21 protein-coding genes and 1 riboswitch are annotated in these 24678 nt (G+C 36.2%); of the genes, 7 read left to right on the top strand and 14 right to left on the bottom strand.

Annotated features, from left to right (window positions below; translation table 11 throughout):
• The 3 genes from J2S10_RS20580 to J2S10_RS20590 form a co-directional block, all read right to left on the bottom strand.
• Positions 1-936 (bottom strand): phosphotransferase family protein, encoded by a 936-nt coding sequence (locus J2S10_RS20580; RefSeq protein WP_307411670.1) that lies wholly within the window; start codon positions 934-936, stop codon positions 1-3.
• A gap of 167 nt (positions 937-1103) precedes the next feature.
• Positions 1104-1706 (bottom strand): hypothetical protein, encoded by a 603-nt coding sequence (locus J2S10_RS20585; RefSeq protein ID WP_307411673.1) that lies wholly within the window; start codon positions 1704-1706, stop codon positions 1104-1106.
• Between the two features lie 14 nt (positions 1707-1720).
• Positions 1721-2902 carry a ParM/StbA family protein gene (locus tag J2S10_RS20590; protein ID WP_307411676.1) on the bottom strand — a complete coding sequence of 394 codons (1182 nt, stop codon included), beginning with the start codon at positions 2900-2902 and terminating at the stop codon, positions 1721-1723.
• A 2046-nt stretch (positions 2903-4948) separates the two neighbouring features.
• On the opposite strand from J2S10_RS20590, the gene rluF reads away from it, so the two are divergent.
• A complete protein-coding gene (rluF, locus tag J2S10_RS20595) occupies positions 4949-5665 on the top strand; it encodes a 23S rRNA pseudouridine(2604) synthase RluF (RefSeq protein ID WP_307411679.1) in 717 nt (238 codons plus the stop codon).
• A gap of 341 nt (positions 5666-6006) precedes the next feature.
• Complete coding sequence (gene dcm, locus J2S10_RS20600) at positions 6007-7176, top strand: DNA (cytosine-5-)-methyltransferase (protein ID WP_307411682.1); 1170 nt, start codon at positions 6007-6009, stop codon at positions 7174-7176.
• A 213-nt stretch (positions 7177-7389) separates the two neighbouring features.
• Here the strand turns inward: dcm and mmuM are convergent, their stop codons facing one another.
• From mmuM to J2S10_RS20620, 4 genes are all read right to left on the bottom strand, one after another.
• Positions 7390-8367 (bottom strand): homocysteine S-methyltransferase, encoded by a 978-nt coding sequence (gene mmuM, locus J2S10_RS20605; RefSeq protein WP_307411685.1) that lies wholly within the window; start codon positions 8365-8367, stop codon positions 7390-7392.
• On the bottom strand, positions 8342-9751 hold the full coding sequence (gene mmuP / locus J2S10_RS20610) for an S-methylmethionine permease (RefSeq protein ID WP_307411688.1): 1410 nt from the start codon (positions 9749-9751) through the stop codon (positions 8342-8344). The genes mmuM and mmuP overlap by 26 nt, the downstream gene beginning before the upstream one ends.
• 84 nt (positions 9752-9835) lie before the next feature.
• Positions 9836-9940: riboswitch (SAM riboswitch) on the bottom strand.
• Between the two features lie 152 nt (positions 9941-10092).
• Positions 10093-10389 carry a putative quinol monooxygenase gene (locus tag J2S10_RS20615; protein ID WP_307411867.1) on the bottom strand — a complete coding sequence of 99 codons (297 nt, stop codon included), beginning with the start codon at positions 10387-10389 and terminating at the stop codon, positions 10093-10095.
• Positions 10390-10426: 37 nt separating this feature from the next.
• Positions 10427-11074: a nitroreductase family protein gene (locus tag J2S10_RS20620; protein WP_370876252.1), complete on the bottom strand. Its 648-nt coding sequence runs from the start codon at positions 11072-11074 to the stop codon at positions 10427-10429.
• 241 nt (positions 11075-11315) lie between these two features.
• On the opposite strand from J2S10_RS20620, the gene J2S10_RS20625 reads away from it, so the two are divergent.
• Both J2S10_RS20625 and J2S10_RS20630 read left to right on the top strand, forming a co-directional pair.
• Entirely contained in the window at positions 11316-11978 is a 663-nt protein-coding gene (locus tag J2S10_RS20625; RefSeq protein ID WP_307411691.1) for a TetR/AcrR family transcriptional regulator, read from the top strand.
• A 358-nt stretch (positions 11979-12336) separates the two neighbouring features.
• Positions 12337-13098, top strand: a complete 762-nt coding sequence (locus tag J2S10_RS20630) for a LysM peptidoglycan-binding and 3D domain-containing protein (RefSeq protein WP_307411694.1) — start codon at positions 12337-12339, stop codon at positions 13096-13098.
• A gap of 539 nt (positions 13099-13637) precedes the next feature.
• On the opposite strand, the gene J2S10_RS20635 is transcribed toward J2S10_RS20630, so the two are convergent.
• From J2S10_RS20635 to J2S10_RS20665, 7 genes are all read right to left on the bottom strand, one after another.
• A complete protein-coding gene (locus J2S10_RS20635) occupies positions 13638-14456 on the bottom strand; it encodes an efflux RND transporter permease subunit (protein WP_307411697.1) in 819 nt (272 codons plus the stop codon).
• Positions 14457-14941: 485 nt separating this feature from the next.
• Entirely contained in the window at positions 14942-15604 is a 663-nt protein-coding gene (locus tag J2S10_RS20640) for a DNA-binding response regulator (protein WP_307411699.1), read from the bottom strand.
• Between the two features lie 461 nt (positions 15605-16065).
• Positions 16066-17256, bottom strand: a complete 1191-nt coding sequence (locus J2S10_RS20645) for a glycosyltransferase family protein (RefSeq protein ID WP_307411702.1) — start codon at positions 17254-17256, stop codon at positions 16066-16068.
• Positions 17257-17285: 29 nt separating this feature from the next.
• Positions 17286-18470: a glycosyltransferase family protein gene (locus J2S10_RS20650; protein WP_307411705.1), complete on the bottom strand. Its 1185-nt coding sequence runs from the start codon at positions 18468-18470 to the stop codon at positions 17286-17288.
• Between the two features lie 21 nt (positions 18471-18491).
• Positions 18492-19271: a polysaccharide deacetylase family protein gene (locus J2S10_RS20655; protein WP_307411709.1), complete on the bottom strand. Its 780-nt coding sequence runs from the start codon at positions 19269-19271 to the stop codon at positions 18492-18494.
• Positions 19264-20478 (bottom strand): glycosyltransferase family protein, encoded by a 1215-nt coding sequence (locus tag J2S10_RS20660; protein ID WP_307411712.1) that lies wholly within the window; start codon positions 20476-20478, stop codon positions 19264-19266. The genes J2S10_RS20655 and J2S10_RS20660 overlap by 8 nt, the downstream gene beginning before the upstream one ends.
• A gap of 39 nt (positions 20479-20517) precedes the next feature.
• Positions 20518-21504 (bottom strand): polysaccharide deacetylase family protein, encoded by a 987-nt coding sequence (locus J2S10_RS20665; RefSeq protein WP_307411717.1) that lies wholly within the window; start codon positions 21502-21504, stop codon positions 20518-20520.
• A 219-nt stretch (positions 21505-21723) separates the two neighbouring features.
• Between J2S10_RS20665 and J2S10_RS20670 the strand changes: the two genes are divergently transcribed.
• The 3 genes from J2S10_RS20670 (at position 21724) to J2S10_RS20680 (ending at position 24117) form a co-directional block, all read left to right on the top strand.
• Positions 21724-22335, top strand: a complete 612-nt coding sequence (locus J2S10_RS20670; RefSeq protein WP_307411721.1) for a polysaccharide deacetylase family protein — start codon at positions 21724-21726, stop codon at positions 22333-22335.
• A 40-nt stretch (positions 22336-22375) separates the two neighbouring features.
• Positions 22376-23122: an SDR family NAD(P)-dependent oxidoreductase gene (locus J2S10_RS20675; protein WP_307411723.1), complete on the top strand. Its 747-nt coding sequence runs from the start codon at positions 22376-22378 to the stop codon at positions 23120-23122.
• Between the two features lie 134 nt (positions 23123-23256).
• Positions 23257-24117, top strand: a complete 861-nt coding sequence (locus J2S10_RS20680) for a lytic transglycosylase (RefSeq protein WP_307411726.1) — start codon at positions 23257-23259, stop codon at positions 24115-24117.
• The last annotated feature ends 561 nt before the right edge of the window (positions 24118-24678 follow it).

The raw sequence follows: 24678 nt of genomic DNA on the forward strand, positions 1-24678 counted from the left end.
CTATAAGAAATTCACACATTGCCTTAAGCTCGATTCTGTTTCCTTAAGCTGAATTTCAAGCTGCTCTTTTGACCACTTTCCATCATTGCTCTTTAAATCCTTTAAAATAAGAAGAATCATCCAGATCGAAAACACTGCCGAGAATAAATGATATTCTCTTATAAAGTCCTCCGTATTAATCATGTCGTTAACATGCTCAAGATACACTTTTAAAACTTCTCCTCTAAACTGACTGGTAATTTGCTTTGGAAAAATCGGATGCGACATATCGATGACATGATATAGATCCCAGTACGGCGTGTTTAAGTGTGCATGCTCCCAGTCCAAAACGACCATTCGGTTATTCACAACTGCATAATTTCCCAGGTGAAGATCACCATGTGATAATACCAGCTTCTCTGAAAATTCTACGCCCTCCAGAAGCGAGAAAAGGCGATGAATCATTTTTTTCTCAATATTTAACAATGGTAATAGCTTAATAAATACTGCTTTTTTTAAAGTGACCTCCAATAAAATATCTTTAAACGGCGGTTTAGGTCCTGTTAAGGGAATATCCATTTCCTTGCTATCGAAGGAATGCCACCAGGCGATAAGCTTTGTCACACCGAATACAGTTTCCTCATTGAACACATGTGTAAGCCGGCCAAGGTCCTCGAAAATTACCCAATTAAGATTAGGATCATTAGGATTTGCTGAATAGGAGACCATTTTGGGATAAATATTGGGGAATAAAGAAAGGACATGTTCATTAACCCAGACTTCTTTTCCTAACTGATCATTATTGGTTAAGGGCTTAAACACATAGCTTTTGGTTGGTGACACAAAAAACCTTTCCACCAATTTTCCATTCATCCCTTTATAGAGGATTTCCTTTTTGAGAATTTTTTCATCATTTAATGTCCCATCAGCAAGGACAATACTTTTTAGTAACTCCATTATCTCACCAACTAATTAGATTTATTAAATGAACAAAATCCTCAAAAACCCAAATAATATGAAAATTATAACAAATATATTCATAGAGTCCTCAAAAATTGCCTCTGTTGCAAAATAAATCATAAGAAAAAGGCTGACATATAACTTTTGTCAGCCTTTTCATGTATTTACTTATTCATGCTAGCAAGGAAATCACCAAGGAGGTCATCCAGGTCATTTTCTATTTTATTTTGTTTCTTTTCTTGGATAGATGAGGGGTTTCGGTCTGCATTCTCCCAATCAAATGCACTTAAGTCATTATCGATTTCATCTATATCATTTGCTGCAGCGGATTCTTCAAAAGAAACTAAATTATTCCCGCTTTCATCGTTTACTTCACTCTGTACCGGTCCTTCCTGAAGATATAACGCTTCATTGATATCCAAAGAATTACTATTCATTGAAGCCAGTAATGAAGTAGCGCGAATTGGGTCAGATAGCAGCTGATAAATAATACTTCCAAGCAATGCTTCTGAGTGCTCATGCTTTAACCAATCCCGCTGTGCTTTACTTAATTTATGGGGGAGGGGAATCGTGATCGTTTCCCGTTCCCTCGTATAGGAGTTACCGACGCCTTGCATCACAAAATCAGCAATTTTGCTCGAAAAATTCCTTCTCTCAATTTCCTTTAATTTTTGCAAATGCTTTAAGATATGGTCAGGTGTATCAGAAGGGACGCGAAAGGATATCGCCTGGCCTCTCTTTACCTCATTTGAGGCGGATTTTTTCATAGAATCACCTTATTTTATTTCTTTACAGGCTCTTGGACCACTTGGACCATTTTTGGTTTCTCCATTTTTCTTACAAAATCGGTGATTAGCTTATAATAAGCATTTGCCATCATCCAAATACTCTCTTTTTCATCTTCAAAGAAATCAATATTATATCCGTCTAAATTATTATTTAATGTTTTAATATATTCCTTTAACACATTGGCTCCTCCGCCAACAAAATAGCAGATTTCTGTTTGCGAGTTTTTTAACCATACATTTCGTAATAACCGATATTGTTTCTTTGCTAAATCAAGGAGGATGCGGTCGGTAATATCATGAACACTTGTCCTGCTTCCTTTGACCATAATATGATTGCGATCATTTTTCCTTGTGATAATTTCAACAACATCCCTGCGGCTATCTAGCTCTACGCCATGTTTTTTTCTAATTTCTTCTCTAATTGCTTCTAAAGATTCAGATACACCAAGATTAAATCCTTGTGCCTTATCGTCATCGACATTTCGATTTTTAATGACCGCGATATCTGTTGACAAACCGCCAATATCTTGGATTAAGATCCTTTTATCTATTAAATCCTTATTAATAATTTTTAAATTATTATCCATAACCAGGTTAATGTAGGCAGCAAAGCCTTCAGGATATACCTTTACTTCATCAAACTTTATATTTACTTTCAATCCTTGGTATTTTGGGGTAACAAGAAATTCAACTTGGTGCACAGAGCCAATTAATTTAGAACGATAGCCTGCATCTTTGCCTTCCTTCACTTCACGAAGAGGGAGACCTGTCCCTAATGTATAGTTTGCATCAATCACATTTTTCGTTTTTGGAAAAATATTCGTGTTTTCAGCTCTTACTGCATCCAATGCCAATGTAGTAAAAAGCATGACTAATGTTTGGTCTTCTTCCGATTTACTGCTGCCTGGGTCAAGTTCTGTGGCATTGTCAGTTTTGGTTGCTAGATTACCAATACGATAAATAACATTATTCTCTTTTAAAGCCGGTGAGTGCACTTTTATATGAATTCCATCTAATGGATTTTTATTATCTAATTCTTCTATTCCGATTACCGGTCGATCTTCTGTATCTCGTGCCACAATATTAGGGATATTTAATTCATAGTCTATTTCCCCGAAAATAGCTTTAATTGAGTCATTTCCTACATCAACCGCTGCAATTCTGGATTTAGTCATAAAAATCATTCCTTTTCTTTTTAATAGATTTATTTTTTTTAAATGAATATGTATCTAGTTGCCTTATCTTAAGGGTATAGGAGATTAATAGATTCTTCAATACACTTAACAAAAAGAAATAAAATTGTAAACCTGTAAACAACTCGTAAACTCGTGCTCTTTTCGTAAACAATGATGACAACTTTGTAAACACGCATTCTTACAGGGAAGTAAACAGATCCGCAAACATGTAAACTCCTTTGTAAACGGATTGTTTACATTAAGTAATCATGTGTGCATTTTTGTAAACATTTAAAGTGCTGAACATTATAGAGGACCTTACATCTGTTAATAAAAATTCCTAAAGTTTTTTTCTCTTAATTTTTAAGACTAACGATTAGTGCCACATCTCAAAAAGCGGATCAATGCAACATGCTTCAGCTAACTCAAACGCCCCTAACGGATACTATGATATAGTTCATAACCCGCCAGTTGTTTCCTTGTATAAATCCCTTTTTCTATTTCGGATTCAAGTTCGTTACTCCAGCAAGACATTCGCTCGTATAAGATTGCATACCCATAATAAAACCGTTGGCGAACTTTATCCTCGTGCTAAAGTTCACTTCATCTGCCCACATAGCAAGTGTTTTCTAATTTTATAACTGTACCAATTCCCCTTAAGATAAAAGGCTTTTTATTAAAAGCAGCTATGTATCTAGTTTCTTTATGAATGGAGGTATAGAAGATTAATAGATTTTCAATTACGCTACCCGAAAAAAATAAAACTATAAGCTACCAACACAACTTCCAACTTATCCCCAGTTTGTAAACAGATATGTAAACAATGATGACAAACTTGTACACATACTGCCACAAAAGGAAGTAAACCAATTTGTATACAAGTAAACGTTTTTGTTTACGTCTAGTTTACATTAAGTAAACATGTATACATATTTGTAAACATTAAAATGCTGAACATTAGAGGGCTTTATATCTGTAACAAAATGTAGTTTTTTACTCTACATTTTTCTCATGTATGATTAACATTTACCGCATAGCTCAGCCTACTTGAAAATTAGCTTAATTTTATAGAATTCTCATCAAAGATTCTACTGATGGTCATAGAATGAGGAGTAGTTCAGAACCCATTTCACTTTTCCTTCGGTATCCTAGAAAAATTCCTTTCAGGTGAATTTACGTAGTGCATCAATGCGGCATGCTCAATTCACCGTATCACCATCAATAGCAAGGGTAATTGTAATTTTATCGGATGTTATCAAATTCCCTTAAGATAAAAATCCCCTCTTTACTTCATTATTGTAATGGTACATATCATTACGTAAGAACAGAAAACAATTGCAAAATTGATCGTTTGCCCCACTGGAACTAAACATCATTCTTTTTCGTTTTAATAGATTTATTTTAAAAAAAGTGGCAATGCATTTAGCTTTTTTAAAGTATAGAAGATTAATAGATTCTTAAATGACACTTACTGAAAAGACATAAAACAATAGGCTATAAACATAACTTGCTAACTTATTCCCGATTAGTAAACAGATATGTAAACAATGATGACAAACTTGTACACATGCTGCTACAAAAGGAAGTAGACGAGTTTGTATACACGTAAACATCTTTGTATACATTCAGTTTACATTAAGTAAACATGTATACATATCGGTAAACAAGAAAAGTAATGAACAATAAAGACACCTCAAAAGCCAGCCAATCATAAAAACCTGAAGCTTTTACACCTCAATTTTTTTATGATCAGATTATACCTATTGGAATAGGGCCAACCCACTTAAGAACTCTCGTCTTTCTTTAAAAGATTTTTTTCTGCTTCTGACAATGCATCTAAAATAGGAAACAAAATCCGACAAACTATTCCCTTTTTGAATAGAATTGCTTGTTCTTTTTTTTTTATATATTATTAAAGCTATAGTTTGAATTTAACAGTCATCACACGTGATACGGTTAACCGTTATTAATCAAATTGGGGTTTTGAAAAGCCCATTTAAATAAGGTGATTGTGTGTTCTAATAAATAAATTCTCCACTTAAGGGTGTGGTAAACATGCGTATTAATAAGTTTATTAGCGAGTCCGGAAAAACCTCCAGGCGCGGTGCAGATAAATTAATTAGTGAAGGAAGAGTCACGATAAATGGCAAGATTGCCAAAATAGGCAGTCAAGTAGAGCCGGGGGATGATGTTCGGGTTAGTGGCAATCCCATCAGAATGGCAAGAAATTATGTTTATATCGCTTTAAATAAACCCGTAGGCATTACCAGCACTACCGAGAAAAATGTTAAAGGAAATATTATTGATTTAGTTAACCATCCATTAAGAATATTTAATATTGGACGACTTGATAAGGATTCTGATGGTTTAATACTGCTTACGAACGACGGAGATATTGTCAACGAAATATTACGTGCCGAAAATAAGCATGAAAAAGAATATATTGTTACCGTTGATAAGCCGATTACTCCTGAGTTTTTAAAAAGAATGGCGAGCGGTGTCGAAATTTTAAATACAAAAACACTGCCTTGTGAAGTCACTCAGTTATCCAAATATGTTTTTCAAATCATTTTAACTCAAGGCTTAAATCGGCAAATTCGCCGGATGTGTGAAGCCCTTGGCTATGATGTTCTTAGATTGCAGCGAACCCGAATTATGAATATCCATTTAGGCAACCTCCCTATTGGACAATGGCGGGATTTATCAAAAAAAGAACGTAATCAATTATTTAGAGATCTTAACTATGAACCGAAGGAATGGTAAAAAATTTAAGGATGTGCCGAGTTTCGGTTCATCCTTTTTCTATTTCATTAATTAGTGTTGATAATCATAGTCCATTTTATATATGACTCTATTAAATTCACTGTTTCTTTTAGGAGAAAATAGCAATGAACGTCCCGAATAAGAGAGGGGTATGTCCTGGATAACTGTCCGATAAAAGCTTCCTTATGTTCGGCCCTTGTCAACGGGTGATTATTTTACTTTTAAAGCAAGGTGAAAGAATATGATATAATTAAAACTAATCCTATTTAGGCATTTGTTAATGATCAATACCGGTTTCCAGTCATATACATTGTTCATTTTGATTTGTAGGAGTGATTCCTTTGAAATATAAAACAATAGACTTGTTTGCCGGGATAGGCGGTATTAGAAGAGGATTTGAAATGACAGGTCGTTTTGAAAATGTTTTGTCTGCTGAAATAGACAAATATGCCTGTGAAACATACAAACATCTCTATAATGAAGACCCATTTAATGATGTGACAAGTGAAGACTTTAAGGCTAGAGCGGAGAATTCCTCCTATGACATTTTGCTAGGCGGTTTTCCATGCCAGGCCTTTTCTATTGCAGGGAAAAAAGAAGGATTCATGGATAAAACACGAGGTACTTTGTTTTTTGATGTTGCAGATATTTTGAATCGGACAAGGCCAAAAGCATTTCTTCTTGAAAATGTTGAAGGACTTCTTAGGCATAAAGGCGGCCAAACGATTACAGTGATACTCGAAACACTTGTTATGGAGCTCAATTATTACGTAATTGGGGTTGAGCAACATCCACTTACCGGTGAAATAATGGTTAACCCTACTAATTTCTTATTAAATTCCAGAAATTTCGGATTACCGCAAAACAGGCCAAGAGTATATTTCATGGGCTTTGACCGGAATTATTTTGGTGACTATTTAAATGAGCTGCCAATAAAGAATTTACCTAAAAGCCGAAAAAGGGAGCCAATTTATAAAGATTTGAATAATCTTTTAGATTTTGGAAACGGAGCGGATTTTTACCTTGCCGAAGGCTATCTTAGTACTTTAAAGAAGCATAAAGATAGGCACAAAGGCAAAGGAAACGGCTTTGGATATCACGTTGTTAATGAAAATGGGATTGAGACGCCCGTATCCAATGCGCTGCTTGCAACCGGCGGTTCCGGAAAAGAGAGAAACCTGGTATATGACCCGCAGGATCATATTGGCGGTGTAGAGGTTAAAGGAAAACAAACCCCTCTTAATAAGGAAGGCATCAGATTAATGACTCCCAGGGAGTGGGGAAAATTACAGGGTTTTATCAATTACGCATTCATTGAGGATGGTATTGATACTTTTTCTTTCCCTGAAAAGATAAGTAGAATCCAACAATACAAACAGTTTGGCAATTCCGTTACAATCCCTGTTATTGAAGAACTTGCGCAAACAATGGTTACCTGTCTCGATTTTCTTGAATACGAAATGGCGCAAAAAAATCGTATAAATAAAACGGAACAGCTAAATCATATCTAACGAAAGAGCCCGATCTACTTGAGCCATTTTATTTTAGGATATATTCAATCCTGCTGTCGTAAAACGGGAAATGGAAATCCTAATGGCATTGCAATGCCATTAAGATTTCCAGCCAGGATCCGGATCGGCTTACCCTTGACTTTTATTTACTCGTTCCTTATTCCTCGCTAAAATGCATTAAAAAACACAAAAAGTTAGTCCTAATTCCTTACATTACTGCTTTGCTTTGTTTGAATAAAAAACCTCGGAAGCCCGCCACTTTTTTGAAAGCTCTTCAATATGATGAGGTGTTGTTCTGCAGCATCCTCCTATTAAACGTGCACCTGCTTGGTACCATTCTTCAGATTGAATGTCAAAAGCGTTACATTGTCCATGACCATACCATGTTTTTGTTTCTGGATTATAAATTTCGCCAGAGTTTGGATAAACGAGAATCGGTTTTTTGGTGTTTGCCCTCAACTCCTGGATGGCACCAGTCACAACGTTTACTGGTGCACAATTGATACCTATTGCAACAATTTGTTCGCTTTTCTCAAAAACTCTCGCACACTCCGCAAGCTTAGTACCTTCACTAATCTCTTTCTCATTTTTTAAAGAAAAGGAAAGCCAAGCATATGTTTCTGGAAACTCACGCAATAATGTATCTAATACTTTTGCTTCTTGCAGAGAAGGAATCGTTTCAAATGCTAATAGATCTGCACCTGCTTCAATCAGCGCTGACATTCTTGAACGGTGAAAGTCTGCTAATGTTTTATCTGTCACACCATAGTTACCTACATACTCTGAACCATCTGCAAGGTAAGCCCCATACGGTCCAACTGATGCAGCAACCAATGGTTTAGGCCTATTCGTTTGCGTATTTTCCTTCCAAAAATCATCTCTTGCTCTTCTTGCAAGTAATACCGTTTTCCTTATTAACTCCAAAGCTTCCTGTTCTTGTATTCCACGCGCGGAAAAACCATTAATAGTAGCTTGATAACTTGCCGTTATGGCACAGTCCGCTCCAGCACGAAAATAGTCCGAATGAACCTGATAAATTAGTCCCGGATTTTCCAGTAACACACGTGCAGACCAAAGAGGATCGTCCAAATTACATCCATGCGCTTCCAGTTCTGTAGCTAAGGCTCCGTCAAGAAACATAATGGAGTGTTGGGATAAAATAGCATCAATTGGGTTGATTTTGTTGGACATAATCTACGCCCCTCTTCTTTAGATTTTTTGTTAGATAATAACTTCCGTAGCAAAACAAAATAAATGGTATGCCGCAATATAAGGCAATTCGTTGTGTAGGATCAAATGCAATTCCAATACATGATGCCAGACAAAGGATAAAAGAAGCGATTGGTACCAATGGGTATAGTGGCGTACGATAGACCAAGTCCTTTTCAGAATTTCCCTCTTTCAAATATTGCCTGCGAAATAGGAACTGGGAAGCACTGATACTCATCCAAACTACAACCACTGCTAGACCGGAAATGGAAACAAGTACGATATACACAGTATCTGGTGCCACAATACTTGAGAGCAAAGCCAAAGCTCCACCCACCATGCTGAAAATGATTGCATTGATTGGAACACCTTGTTTTGTCATTTTTCCAAAAATCGGTGATATTGTGTTCTTATTTGCAAGCGACCAAAGCATTCTAGATGAGGCATAAAGACCTGAGTTTGCAGCAGATAGAATGGCTGTTAGGATAACAAAATTCATTATGTCGGCTGAATAAGGCACCCCAATTCGTTCTAGAACGGCAACAAAGGGGCTCTCTAATATGCCTGCATCGGACATAGGCAATAACGCAGATAAAACAACAATCGTTCCTACAAAAAAGATGATCAATCTCCACAGGGTAGTTCGAATTGCCTTCGGTATCGTTTTATCCGGGTCCGCCGTTTCACCAGCTGCAATGCCTATTAATTCTGTTCCCGAAAAAGCAAAATTAACCGCAAGCATGGTCATTATAATGGCAGTAGCACCATGAGGAAATAAACCTGCGCTTGTAAAATTAGAAAAGAATGGTGCTGGTTTTGAATGAGTCATCGGAAGAAACCCTAGCATTGCCGCTGCTCCTAAAATAATAAATATCACAATAGCTATAACCTTTATCGATGAAAACCAAAATTCGGATTCAGCGAAAAACTTAACTGTCAGGACATTTAATACAAAGATCAAAATGGCAAAAAGAGCACTCCATACCCAAACATTGATGGATGGAAACCATCGCTGCATAAGCAATCCTGCAGCTGTAAATTCAGAACCTAAAGCAACTGTCCAAGTTAGCCAATACAACCAGGCTACTGTATACCCTGTCCCCGGTCCAATGTATTTAGCTGCATAGCTATGAAATGCGCCCGTTTCAGGCATATGTACGGAAAGCTCCCCTAAACATAGCATGACTAGATAAACCACTAGTGCACCAATCAGATAGGCTAGAATTGTACCAAACGGGCCCGCTTGTTGAATCGTGTAACCCGAACTTAAGAATAAGCCCGTTCCAATCACCCCGCCAAGCGATAGCATGACTAAATGCCGTGCTTGCATTTTTCTTTGAAATTCTTGCCTATTTTTGTTCTCCATTTCTACTCTCCTTTAGTTACTATCCAGAAAAAAACAAAAACGCACTCTAAAAAAGAGTGCGCTACTGACAAATAAAAACGGACGCTCTTATCTATCAGGATTATCACCCGCTGGAATTAGCACAGTGTCTTAAGCAGACCTGTTGCTGAGGTTTCATAGGGCCAGTCCCTCCACCTCTCTGGATAAGAATATTTTTTTATAAATTTATCAATCTATGTAAATATTGTCAAGTTAATTCAGTTTTTTTAAAAAATTATCTAGTGGAGAAATGTAAAAAAGAGTGTGTTACTATAACTGCAACACACTTCGTCTTGGGTATTATTTAAAAACTGTATACCCAACTATAATTTTAATGGTTGCCCCTCAAATGATTTAACATCTAATGGTGCGGTCAAGAAATCTTTCGCTTTAGATACAAACGCGGTGAAGTGCTCACTTGAATTATGACTGGCAACAGCTTGAAGATCCTGCCAAACTTCAACCATTGTAAATACATTTTCGTTTTCCGTATCTTTTTGGAGACTGTAAGAAATATTTCCGTTTTCTGCTTTGGAAGCAGCAATCAGTGGTTGAATCTCCTTTAGAAACGCATCCTGCTTCGCTGGATTAATATGAAACTTGGCATGAATAATAATCATCGTAGTCATCCTCTCCTTTTTTATGAACAACATTCTTTTATTTCCATTGTGCAACTTTCTCAATTGGAAGACGAACAGATGGGTGTCCGTTGTCTGCTGCTTTACCGATTGAGATGAGCATAACTGGAATGTAGCGGTCTTTCTCCAATCCAAAAGCTTCTGCAATTTGGTCTTTTTCATATCCGCCGATTGGATTTGTATCATATCCATAAGCGCGGGCGGCAAGCATTAACTGCATGGACACAAGACCTCCATCAATTAAAACAACTTCTTTCATATCTTCTCGTGAAATGGTTTCATAATACCCAGAGAATGATGTAAGGATTTGTTCTTTTACTTCTAGAGGCATAAAACCCTTGTCTACTGCTGCTCCATAAATTTCCTCAGCATTTTCAAAATTGTTCAAATCACCAAATACGGCAATGACTGCAGAAGATGTTTCGACTTGATTTTGATTAAATTTAGCAAGAGGCGCAAGTTTTGCTTTTCCTTCGGGACTTTCAATCACAAGAAAGCGCCATGGCTGCATATTAACGGAAGAAGGAGCGAGTGTCGCTAAAGTCAGGATCTCTGTCATTTCTTCCTTGCTAATATTTACGGATTTGTCGTAATTTTTTATAGAGCGGCGTTCTTTGAGAATTTTATTGAAGTCATTTGTCATTTGTGTAGTTGTCAGGGTAGTCATAGTTATTGAAATTCTCCTCTTTTGTTTTATTTTAAACAACTTTTATATACTACTATTATTGATATTGGCCTATACACAGATAAACATTTTAGACAAAAATGTTATAAACAGTCTAAAATATTATCTATGTATACCTTACTCCAATTTCCTTCAGTTGTAAACTGATAAAGATTGGTATTGGATAGTCTTAATATTTTTTATTTGGTTTATGATATAATTTTGGGATAAAGGGAGTGGTATTTTGAGAAAAATTGCACCTGATGAAAGACAGATGATGAGGCAATCCTATGTAAAAAAAATGATAAATGTGATTCGGACTCAAGGATTCCTTTCCCTTACCATTCAAGATATCGCTCATATAATGAATTTAAGCCGAGCTTCCTTATATAACTATTTCTCTTCAAAGGAAGACATCATCTTAGAGTTGACTAATTTCTGTATTACTTATATTGATGAAGCTGGTCAAACGATTTCCAATGAAGAGTTATCCTATCCACTTCGTCTTCAAAAAGTATTTGAACAAGCTGTTTTTTCAGCTGCTTATGCTTCAGATATTTATTTAAATGATTTAAAAAGAAGCTGTCCGTCTCTTTATGAAAAGAAGATGCAGTCAAGAAAAGAACAATTGTCTGCTATTCATTCATTTTATCAAAATGGCATGAAAACAGGAGTTTTTAATGAGTTGAACCCTGCAATTTTAATTATCCAGGATGAAACAGTATTGAGAAAATTGATTAATACCTCTTTTTTAATGGAAGAGGAATTATCATTGAAACAGGCTTTGTACGATTATTATAAGGCGAAGAAGTTCCAAGTTCTTAAGCCGGAATTTTTAATAGACACGAAAAATAAGGATATCAATGAATTGGTAGATTGCATTCTTCAAAAACTTGCAGCAATTTAATTACCATAAAAAAGCTGTGATTTATATGGAGAGACACAGATAAATGAGACAAAAAAACACCCCCTGAATCGTATTTGTAATCTAACGATTTTGGAGGTGTTTTTCTTCTAGAAAAATTCTGAAGAAATAAAAATGTAATAAAGAGAGGTTGAGCGCTAAGAGGCATACCACTGCGCTTTTTGCTTAGAAAGAGGCTTTAGACGGTTTTATTTTTTGATTATTCAGTTAATTTAGAAATATTATCGTAATATAAATGCCGCGAATGTAAACGATTTAACATATCCCTGTTCTTTGTTTCAGAAAATTTCATGTTAAGATTATTTAAAATTAGCAACCAAAGAACATGGAGGGTAAAAGAATGCTTAACAAAATTAAAAGATTTATAGCAGTTGTAGCAGTTGCTGTACTCTCAGGAACTGTAAGTGCTAACGTACAAGCTGCAACCTTTACTGTACAAAAAGGGGATACCCTTTGGGATCTATCACGCGTACATAATACCTCAGTAGAAACCATCCAAAAATTGAATCATCTTAATACAGACCTTATTCACCCTGGGGATAAATTAACAGTAGTACCTGAAAAACATTATATCGTTAAACAAGGTGACACATTATGGGATATATCCCAAGATCATCATATATCTGTTTCACAAATTATGGATTGGAACAATTTAAATACCGATCTTATCCACCCTGGATTAAATCTATTAATCTTTGATGGCTTAAATACTACTAATAACGCTGTAACAGAAAACCAAGAGAAGCCAGCTGCACCAACACCAGCTGTACAAGCACCAAAGCCTGCTCCAGCTGCACCTGCAGTAAAAGCTGCAAAAGAAATTATCGTGAAAGCTACAGCCTATACGGCTTCATGTGCTGGATGTTCCGGCACAACGGCTACTGGAATTAACATTAAAGCAAACCCAAATGAAAAAGTCATTGCCGTTGACCCATCTGTGATCCCGCTTGGCAGTAAAGTGTCTGTAGAAGGTCTTGGTGAATACACAGCTGCAGATACCGGCGGTGCGATTAAGGGAAATCGAATCGATGTCTTTATTCCATCTGAACATGACGCAATCAATTTCGGAGTAAAACAATTAAAAGTAACAATATTAAATTAAAATGTCTATCCTAAGGATTCCATTTTAGCGTTAAAAACACTGGATCCCCTTTATGTACCAAGGGGATTCAGTGTTTTTTTAATAAACTTTACTAAATTATACAAGTACCCTTCTTTTTGGATTAGAGAGAAGGCTAAGCCTGTGTCGAATACAACAACAGTATATTTTTCCACCTCCATATATTCCCATCATCCCTTTAGACAATTAATTTTAAAGGTAATTATAAAAACCGCCTCTATTTATGGTAAGGTTCCCCGCATCTATCATACTGGCGGTTTCCTACTCCTTTTGCCTTGCTCTTGTCCGAATGAGAACCGCATTCAGACAGGCTTACGCTTTTTTCTCCTGCTCTTGTCCGAATAAGACCTGCATTCAGACAGGCTTACACTTTTTTCTCCTGCCCCTGTCCGAATGAAACCCGCATTCAGACAGGCTCATGCTTTTTTCTCCTGCTCTTGTCCGAATAAGACCTGCATTCAGACAGACAGAAGTATCACTGCTACACATCTTTTGTTTTTGATAATATTGATTGATCCCAATTATGAAATTTCTTCCATTTTCATCTTCTGAAAGCGAAATCCCTTCACTGCAAGCTTAGGGGTGGGGGCTGTTTGGTTTCGATGCATCCATTGGTAAATAATAGGTATAACAAGGATACTTGTTATGGTCGAACTGATTAACCCTCCCACAACCACGATTCCCAAAGTTTGAGAGATTACTGTATCATTACTTGAAGATAGAGCCAAAGGCAGTAAAGTTAATATCGTCGTTAAGGCCGTTGTCAGAATTGGACGTACCCGCGACAGCGTACCGTCTAAAACAGCCTCTTCGAGAGCCATCCCACTTGCTATATTTCTTTCTATTTTATCAACGAGAACAATCCCATTTGTTACTACAATTCCTGTTAGCATCAATAATCCGACGAGAGTTGCAAGGTTCCACTGCTTATTAAAGATGAACATACTTATTACCGATCCGATAAATGCTAATGGTATACACATTAAAACGGAGAGAGGTGCTTTCCATCCTCGAAAAACGGCACTTATGATTAAGAGAACAAGTAAAATGGAAAATGATAAGGCAATGGACATTTCATAAATCATTTCATTTACTTGTTCAGGCGCACCCTCAAAGGAATACTTCACTCCTACCGGAAACGGAATATTCTTTAATGTACTTTTGACTTGTTTCGTTACTTTTTCTATATCACTGGAAGTAATGTTGGCAGTTACGACTGCAAAGGGAAGCCCATCCTTCTCTTGAATTACGGATGGATCTGAATTTGGTGCAAGGGTTGCAAGTTGATCTAATGTAACCTCTTGACCTTGCTTATTCTTAAAGGCCTCTTTACCCATCATAGTGAAAATGGCTTGAGAGGGATCTTTACCCGTAACATTCCTGCCGCTTTGCTGCGTGGAAGCTTTTTGTAAATCGGAATGGAAAACAATCGGGAAAAAGGAAGTGAGATGAAACCCATCACGAGACGGGTTTTTTAAAAAGGGTGCTTTGAATTAGCACCTTTTTTGTTATTTCAAAAAAATCCAAGAGAACCTCATTTAGGTACGTTACGGTGAACCTTATCATAAGTAAATGAGGTTTTTCTAAAAAATAGAATAAGAAGTCTTGTCCTTAATTGAGTAACCAGCGATAGTAAAATAAGCGGAGATTTTTCGGTTAGATGCAGAATAGAGCTCGTTTCGGGGTATATAAGGGGAGGTTTTCCGTTTATGCAAAGAAAATTACCCATTTTCTCGGTTTTCGAGTCAATAGGCGAAATCTCTCCGTCTATTTAAGCTATTTTCAGTGCTATTTACAAATTAAGAGAAATTTCTCCGTCTATTTATCAGATCGGATGCTTAACCTGATCCCCTAACCGATAAGAGCGGACCCTCACGATCCCAGATGCGGGAATCAGCATCTTTTTATCGACTAGTTGAGAAAGTACTTTTTTTACCGTCTTGTCACTTAGCTTCAAATACTTCTCGACTTCTATAGGGGATATGGCTTCTCCTTTTCGAATCGCTAGCCGAAGCACTTCCTTTTCGACAAAGGACAGGGAGGTCTGGTCCAGTTCATCACCCAGCCATCGGCCAATCACTTGCTGAACAATCTGTTGGCATCGACGAGGCTTCTCTTTAACTTGGTCATAAGAAAAGCGGATCACGGTCCATCCGTCAATCACCAACTGGTTTTGACGTTCCAGACTGTCGGAAAATTGCCATCTACTTATGTTCTTTAGGTGAGGGCCGTACCCGTCGATCTCAAGGCAAATCCGGATGGCGGGACGAATATAAGCAAAATCCAAATACCTTTTGCCATCCTTGAAATCATCGACTTCATATTCTGGATGAAGATACCGAAAATGGTGAAATAAGGGCCACCACACTTGCTTCACAAACAACATTTCAGCTTGTTTGTGACCTTCTTGTAAGCGCCGCAACCGTTCACCGGTTCTTGCCTGCAAGTGAGCATTCATAAAAGCCTGGTATTCTTCTTCAAATCCCATAGCATTCCTCCTCCTATCCAATAGTCATGTCTTTTTCAGCAACCTTTATATACTATTGAAAATAAATTATTTAAACAAATTTAGTGGAAAAACTACAAAAATTATACAGTTGGCCTAAATGACTTAACTAATTTGGAAACGATTCTTTAAAATTAATGAGTGTTAATGCGAGTGAGAAAAAGAGGTTTAATGTGGCTTAAATTGGAGAAAGTAAAAGGAAAATAAAGACTTTCGGAGTAGCTAATATAAAAAAAATTTAAGGATAGAATTATTTTTAGTTTAATAGAATTCTTAAAATTGTCAATCGATTTTCTTTATATTTCGACAATATCATTCTTATCATTTCTATTTCCGTTAAGAAAACTTATTATATTCCAGCCTCCCCAACCTTAAGGAGAGGCATTTGGCTAAAAACCTTATTTACTTATGATACGGTTCACCGTAACATAAGTAAGTGAGGTTTAAACAAATCTTTTTCTTATTTTTAGTATTTGATTTTCAATGATCAAATCAGAGCTTAACACATTTAAAGTTTTTAATTCCTCAATTGGTACCTCAAACTTTCTAGAAATTTTATATAAAGTATCTCCTTTTTGGACCTTATAGGTTTCGTAATGATCATTGGGACTATAATAAATAATTTCACCTTTTCCTTTCATTTCATTTAAACCAGTTTTTAAAATATCATTTTCAATTAATGTGCTGATGATTTGATTTGCCCTAAATTTATAGGAGTGTTCTTCAACCGATTTCCGGCCCTGCATTTGGATTTGGGATCTTTTTTCGGGTTGATTAAGGTAGTAATGAACTTTGTGAATGGTCTCTTCCGGGGATAAAGAGACAACTAAATCTTTTCTAGGTATAAAATTTTTCCTTACACCAGGTGTATCCAGTGTAAGAAGAAAGCCGCCTGATCCTAAAATTTCATAGGTTCGTTGAGTTAATAATGCAGGGTAATTTTGTAACCCTAATAAAATTTTTGAGGAACTATACACTTTATTTGCATCTTTATAGTTTAGAAAACCGTGAATCCATTCGTTTGGTATTTTGAAGCCCAAGTAGTCATCCATCTTATCCCAATTATTCCCCCAAAAATCAATACGAATATTCTCCTTAAGAAGCGGCCGAATAAGAATATCTATAGATCTATGGCGGAAATGATTTGGATAGTTTTCCAAAATATCTGGATATGCATTTGCAACTATTGCTATTTGTGATTTATATTCGGAATGGATATGAATGGGCTGGTGGATAGTCTCTTCATAACCGAAATCTAAATGGCTGGCCAGTATACCTAATTGCTTATAGGTTTCTACCGTATCCGGGCATATTGTAAACACAAAGTCAGGTGCAATCGCATTTATTAATGGAAGCGACCATGCTTCCGTATAAGCAGGGTCTTCTACCGCCCAATACACCAAAGGAATTTTATGTGCTGCCATCTGTTCTCGTATAATCTTCTGCTTATCTTTTGTATGTTCTGCTCCCCAACCGACTGTAATGGAAAAATCAGGTTTAAAGGTTTTAATCATGCTTGATAGATTCTCATTGTCAATTGGACCGGAAATGAGGACATCATGCCCGCTAGCGGTAAATCCTTTGGCTAAATTATTACTCCAAATTTCCCCGCTTTCTATAAAGAGAATACGCATTATTTCACCTCTAGTATTATTAAATTAAGCTACTTCTTTTTTACTTTTAAATAATGATTTACTAAGATGATATCTGTTTTAAGATTATTCAACTGCTTAAGTTCATCAACACTTACTCCAAATTTTCTTGAAATACTCCATAAAGTATCTTTAGGCTGAATAACATAAATTTCATAGTTTTCCTTTAATTTATCTACATAATGGATGAATTCCCCTGTTCCAGAGCTTTCTGCACCTTTAGACAGAATACCGGCATCGATGAGGGTGTTAATAACATACTCAGCCCGATTTTTAAAAGAATATTTTTTTACCGATTCCATACCGGCCTTTTTTATTCTCGTTCGTTCTTCGGGATAACGTAAATAGTATTTGACTAGCTCAATCGTTTCTCTGGATGAATTACTGGATAAAAGATCTTGGCCTGGGGAAAATAATCTCCTAATTTCAGATGTGTCATTTGTAAGCAAGAGACCACCCGATCCAAGTACTTCATACGTACGCTGCGTTACTTGCGAATCATGATTTTGGACACCTAAAACAAAATCTGCTGAACTGTACACTTTATTTGCTTCCGTATAAGGGAGAAACCCATGGATCCATTCATCAGGAATCTTTTTGCCAAGGATATGCTCCATTTGATCCCAGTAACGGCCCCAGAAATCAATTCTAATATCTTCTTCCAAAAATGGACTGAGCAGTGACCTTAGTGCTTTAAAACGGTAGTGATCAGGTCTTGTTTCATAAAGCATGGGGTAACCATTAGCTACAACGGCAAGCGAAACCTCATACTTTTCAGAAATGTCAGGAAAATGAACACTTGAATGATATCCAAAATCCAGATGTGCTGCTGGAATCTGTTGATCTTTATAAAAATCAACCCTGGAGGGGCAAATAGTAAATACAAAGTCTGGTTTGATGGTCTGAATAAGAGGCAGCGAAAAAGTCAGCGTATACCCAGGGTCCTCTGTTGCCCAATAGACATGAGGGATTTTTGTAGGCGAAACATACTCTTTTATCATTTTTTGTTTTTCTGGTGTATGTTCAGACGTATGCCCCATCGTAAATATTAAATCCGGTTGAAAGTTGGATATCATATCGTTCAGACCTTCAGAAGTCAAAGGACCGGAAACGATGACTGTATGTCCAGCATCACAAAAGCCTTTTGGAAGTCCATAAATCCACATGGGGTTATTTTCCAAAAACAACACTCTCATTTTTCTCTCTCCTATAAAGACTTAGTCCCAAAGCATCTCACTTATTTTAACTAATTGATATCCACGTTTTTTGAGCTCAGGTATGACAAGATTCATTGCGGCGGCAGTAGGCTTCCCATTTAAATGAGCTAATACAATGTCATTACCTGTAAGTTTTGAGAAAATTCGATTATAAATCGTATCTGGAGTTGGTTCCTGCCAATCAATCGTATCTATGCTCCAATAGATGGTAAAAGGGATGCCAATTTGACCCGCAGCCTCCAAAAGGGTTTTATTCCAACAACCATACGGCGGGCGAAATAAAGAGCTCCCTTTTTGTCCAACAATCGTTTCAAAACTTGAAATAGTGTTTGTTAATTCCATGATCATTTCATTTTGGGATAATTTCGTGAAATCCGGATGACTATAAGAATGATTGGCGATCTCATGTCCGTCTGAAACAATTCTTTTAACAAGTTTTGGGAATTGTTCAACCCAGGCTCCTGTTAAAAACATGGTTGTCTGGACATCATTTCTTATTAAGACATCCAATATATTTTCTGTATTCTCCGCGCTATCACCGGCGTCAAAGGTAAGGGAAATCATTTTGTCATCTTTTAAACCCTTGGAAATGAAAACAGACGGCATTGCTTTTGATCCTGTATACTCCCTATCAATCTTTAAAAGTTGGCCAGCATAGATAAAGTCTGATGTTAAACAGTTATCCTTTTTTAGTTTTTCTATTGAAATACCAATATCCTTTGCAATTTTACCTAACGTATCTCCATAGCTGATTGTATAGTAGTCATATTTTTTATTCACAAGATTTTTCACCTTGGTTCTTTAGTAGTCTAATTTTCATAGGAAAGCCGGTATCAATCATATCTGAGGTTAATCCATTTAGCTGCTTTAACTGATTAATCGTTACTCCAAATTCTTTACAAATATAAGACAAAGTATCTCCATTTTGGACAATATAGATTTCAAAATTATCCTGTTGATAGGTTGTTCTTTTTTCTGTATCTAAACTGTACAAACTTTTCCCTTTGTGAAAGACTCCCTCTTTGTCCAAAACTTCCAACATATATTGGGCTCTTTCTTTATAGGAGTGTTTACGTACGGCTTCAAGTCCATTTTTCTGTATTCTTTTCCTTTCCTCAGGGTGCTGAAGGAAATAATTTACTAACTCAATCGTTTCTTCAGGTGTTGAGGATGTGAGCAAATCTTCTCCGGATTTAAAAAGCCGATTGATTTTAGGTGTGCTATTGGTTAAAAATACCCCTCCAGAGCCCAGTACTTCATATGTTCGCTGTGTTAATTGTGTAGGCAGGTTTTGCAGTCCAATGATGATATCAGAAGAGCTGTATACTTTATTTGCGTCAGTATAATCAATGTAACCCCGGATCCAGTCCTTAGGAATTTCCACCCCCAAATGAGGGCCCATACTGTCCCAGTTATTCCCATAAAAATTTATTTGAATATTATTTTGAAGCAGTGGTGTAATTAAATTTTTCATAGATTGGTGTCTAAAATGATGGGGGAAATAGGAAAGCTTTTTTGGATATCCGTTAGCAACAATAGAGACGGGCGAATAATATTGAGCATCAAACTCTAAAGGATGGTGAACTTTCGGATGATAGCCAAAATCTAAATGTTCTGAAGGGATTCCCAGTCTTCTGTAGTAACTGACCCGGTCCCGGCAAATTGTGAACACAAAGTCAGGATGAGTTCTACGAATATACGGCATCGTAAATATTTCTGTAGATGTCGGATCTTCTGTTGCCCAATATACATGGGGAACATTAACATGTACCGTACTTTCATAAATTTTCTTTTGTTTGTCTATCCTTGTGTTTTCAGGACCCCATCCCATTGTAATGATTAAATCGGGCTGAAATTCTGAAATAAGTTTATGGATATCGAGCTGATCGATTGGACCGGAAATTTTTACATCATGTCCCGCGTCGATAAATCCATTTGGTAATCCATGAATCCACATAGGATGACTTTCTAAGAATAAAACGCGCATAGATTCACTTCCCTTTGGTTTGTTAAGAAACTTATAAAATCATTCGAACAATTTACTTATGGTGACAACTTCGTACCCTTCGTTTATTAACTTATCAATAATGACAGGTAAAGCCTTGACTGTCCCATCGAGCTTGCTTGTTGAGGATTGAAAAGAGTGCTGTAATATTATCGCCCCTTCCGTTAAATCCCTATTTACAATTGAAATAATCTCCTTGTCTGTTAATCCAGTCCAGTCGAGTGTATCTACTGTCCACATGATTACCTTATAACCTAAATCGTTGATGATTTGAATATCTGATTTCGTAACAAAGCCATATGGGGGGCGAAGGTTGGGCGTGAATTTTCCAGTATGTGAATGAATTTCAGCCTCGGTGGATTTAATTTCCTTTATTAGATCGGACGCCATTAGTTCGATAAAGTTTGGATGGCTCCAGCTATGGTTCCCAATCTCATGGCCTTCATTCATAATTCGTTTGAGCATTTCGGGTGTTTTGCTAATTTGTTGACCAATCACAAAAAAAGTCGCTTTAATTTTTTTTCCGTTTAGAATATCCAAGATCTTAGGCGTGTAAACTTGATCCGGACCATCATCAAAGGTTAAAGCCACTCTTTTTTTATTTGCTGGCCCCTTATAGAAGACTGCTTGATGAGAGCGGGCAGAATGATTCGCCACCAAATCAATTCTATTGGGGGATGAGCATTCCGAAAAAGACATCCCCAGATGTTGAGTGACATATTGAAACGGTATAAAAAATTTTCCATGGAGCTCCAAGGGGGCAACCGCCAAAGTTTCTTTTTTTATTTGATTTTCGTTTTGTACTAAAACCTCGTATTGGTCTTTAATGAAGGTGATGGTTGTCTTATTTTGTTTCATCTTTATACATTGATTCTCCCTCTCGTAGTCTACTAAGACATTAGCATGCTTAAAGAACAAGGCTGGAATCATTATACATCCATTGCTTATATAATAATGGCTTTTCACCGGTTGACCATCCAAATAAATATCAATTTGCTGTACACTCATGTTTTTTCACCAACTGTAATTTACTTTTTAAGGCGTTAGCTAATAAAAGAAGCTAAAAACATAGTATGTGCGAATTAGAAGGATGGATAGATAATTGGACCACCTTTTCAGGGAAATGGGCTCTTTCTTTGAGAAAATTAAAAGACGTGACATATAAACAAGCATTTTGTTTGTATTTAACATATAGTATTGAATCAGAAAACAAGGGGAAGAACATTTATGGAAGATAATAAAATCCCGTTTCCTATCTATCATGGTAATGAAACCCTTCGAAAAATTTCTTTTATTGTAAATGTGGCTTGGGGAAATGAGTATTTAATCGAATTATTAAATTTCCTGAAGGAAAGAAATATCAGCCTCACCTTTTTTCTCCAGGGATGGTGGGTGGAACAGTACCCTGAATATGCACTCATGATTAAAAATTCTAATCAGGAAATTGGAAATCACTCCTATTCTCATAGGGATATGAGAACATTATCAGTAGAAGAAATCCATATGGAGATAACTCAAACGAATAAAATTATCAATGAAGTATTAGGGGTTACGCCTAAATACTTTACTCCCCCGTCTGGCTATATTGATACGAAAGTCCTTGAAATAGCTGCACGGCTTAAGATGGTTACTGTCTTATGGTCACTGGATACACTCGATTGGAAAATTAAAAATGCAAATGAGATCATTGATAAAATTGTCCCAAATATCAAGAATGGCTCAATCATTTTGATGCACCCAACTGAATCGTCATTAAAAGCACTTCCATATATGGTTGAAAAAGCTCTAGAGAAAAATTATCACATTGAAAATATAAGTAAAATGTTAAACAATATGTGAAATACCTTTATTGAATCTTAATTTATGAAGGGAGCCACTTATGTATAAGCAAACAGTATTAATAATAGGTGGTTCAGGCGGGATCGGTTCTGCTTGTGTCAAACGTTATGCCAAAGAAGGATTTCATGTAATAGCAGCTGATATTAACGAAGAGAAAGGGAGGCAGTTGGAGTCATACTCTAATGTTACTTTTTATCCATTTAACATTTTAGACGATGAATCACTAAATAACTTATATAACAATATAAAAGATTCTTGTGGTTCTATCGATCATATATTATCTCTCGCAGGGGGTCCCTCCCCAAAAGAATTTGTAGGATTTGGAAACTTATCTAGAACAGCAATTGAAGAATCCATTGCTTTAAATTTAACTGCTCAAATTGCCCTTGTACAGAAATTCTTCCCATTAGTTATTGCTTCTAAATCAAATGATAAATCTATTACTTTAACATCCTCCATTAACGCTACCCGCAGTTACAAGTTAGTATCCTATAGTGCAGCGAAAGCAGGTTTACTAGGCTTCGTCATATCTTTAGTAGATTATCTTGGACAATACGGTATTCGAATAAACGTGATCCTGCCAGGAACAGTAGAGACTGGAGCATCATCTTCGGTTGGCAGAGACTTGGGCGCCATTGCTAATACAACTTCATTAAAGCGTATAACAACATCTGAAGAAGTGGCTAATGCTTTCTACTCAGTCACTCACGTAATAACTTCAATTACTGGCCAAGCTATAACGATAGATGCGGGGCAATCGTATTTTAATAAAAATTTAAACCCGTAATATTGTTCCACTAATAATAGACTCACTGTTATTAACCGGAAAAAAGGATCCCATAATGAGAATCAATATTTGCAACAAAAAAGAGTTCAGAACCGTAAATTACCATTTTGAAAGAAGGGGAGTTTTTTGTTCAAATGAAAAAATCGGAAAAGGGAAAATTCCAATTATATTATATTGTAAAACCTTCAGATACACTTTGGGGAATATCGAAAAAGTTTGGAGTCAGCATTAGGCAGCTAAAAAAATTAAATAATCTCTCTTCTGATCAAATTTTTGTCGATCAAGTGCTTAAAATCCAAGAGATTAGCGAGGAAAAGCAGAATTTGAACGAAACTTTCAATGAAATGAAGCCTGATCAGATTTCAGGCGGCACACAAGCCAAAAAGTTCCAAATGTATATTGTGAATCCATCCGATACACTTTGGGGAATATCGAAAAAATTCGGAGTCAACATTAGGCAGCTAATAAAATTAAATAATCTCTCCTCTGACCAAATATTTGTTGATCAAGTGCTTAAAATCCAAGAGATTAGCGAAGATGAACCATTCTTGAGCGAAACCTTCAGCGAATTAATACCTGATCAAATTCTGGGTGGCCCACAAGCCAAAAGATGGGCAAAAAACATCATAGAAGCTGCCCAAAAATATGAAGTCCCCAGCAAAATCCTCTACAGTATTATGGTTGTTGAAAGTCGGGGAAATCCCAATCTAGTTTCTGCAGATGGCGGAATTGGATTAATGCAATTTCAAATTGAAACAGCGAATTTCCTTGGCGTTAACCCGTGTATTCCAGAGGAATCCCTCGATGGAGCTGCACGTTATTTAAAAGCACTTTTCAGTGAATTTAATGATTGGACTCTTGCAATAGCTTCCTACAATGCCGGTCCAGATAAAATAAAAAAATATAATGGAGTACCACCACTTGAGGTGACTCAAAATTATGTAAATAATGTTATTTCTTATTGTAAAGCTTTAAATTGGCCCGATATTAGATAAATAAATTAAAAATCAGCTTGCAAATCAAAAATTGATAAAAAATAGGGGAAGTAAAAAACAGGAATAAAGGTATTGCAGGAGGTTTATATTGGAAAGGAAAGATCGGATGAGAGAAAGCAACTCTGAAAAACATTAGCATAATATAATTTTTAAAACCTCTTCAGCAATACAAGGGTTTTTGGTCACTAATAATTGAATAATGAGCATGAGGATTTACTTCTTTTACATTCATTTCTCAAATAAAAATATGTCTTAATTTTAAATAAAAAGGCTCCTTAAAAGGAACCAGTTAACTACAATAAGTGTATAAATCTATTTAACTATTTAGACCACTTAACATCATTGTCCTCAATAAAAATCCAACAGTCGTAACCCATTTAAGCAAATATTTCTTTAATATTTTTAGAGGAGGAATTCCCCCACTTTTACTGTGATAATATTTTATTTATTAAATCTACCGTTTCCTTTACTTCAATTAAGTTTAATTTTTCATCACAAAAGAAACCCATCAACAGCAGTGTGGTTTTCGGTGTCAAAGCTTCCTCTATCAATTTAATAAAT

The organism is Neobacillus ginsengisoli (assembly GCF_030813055.1).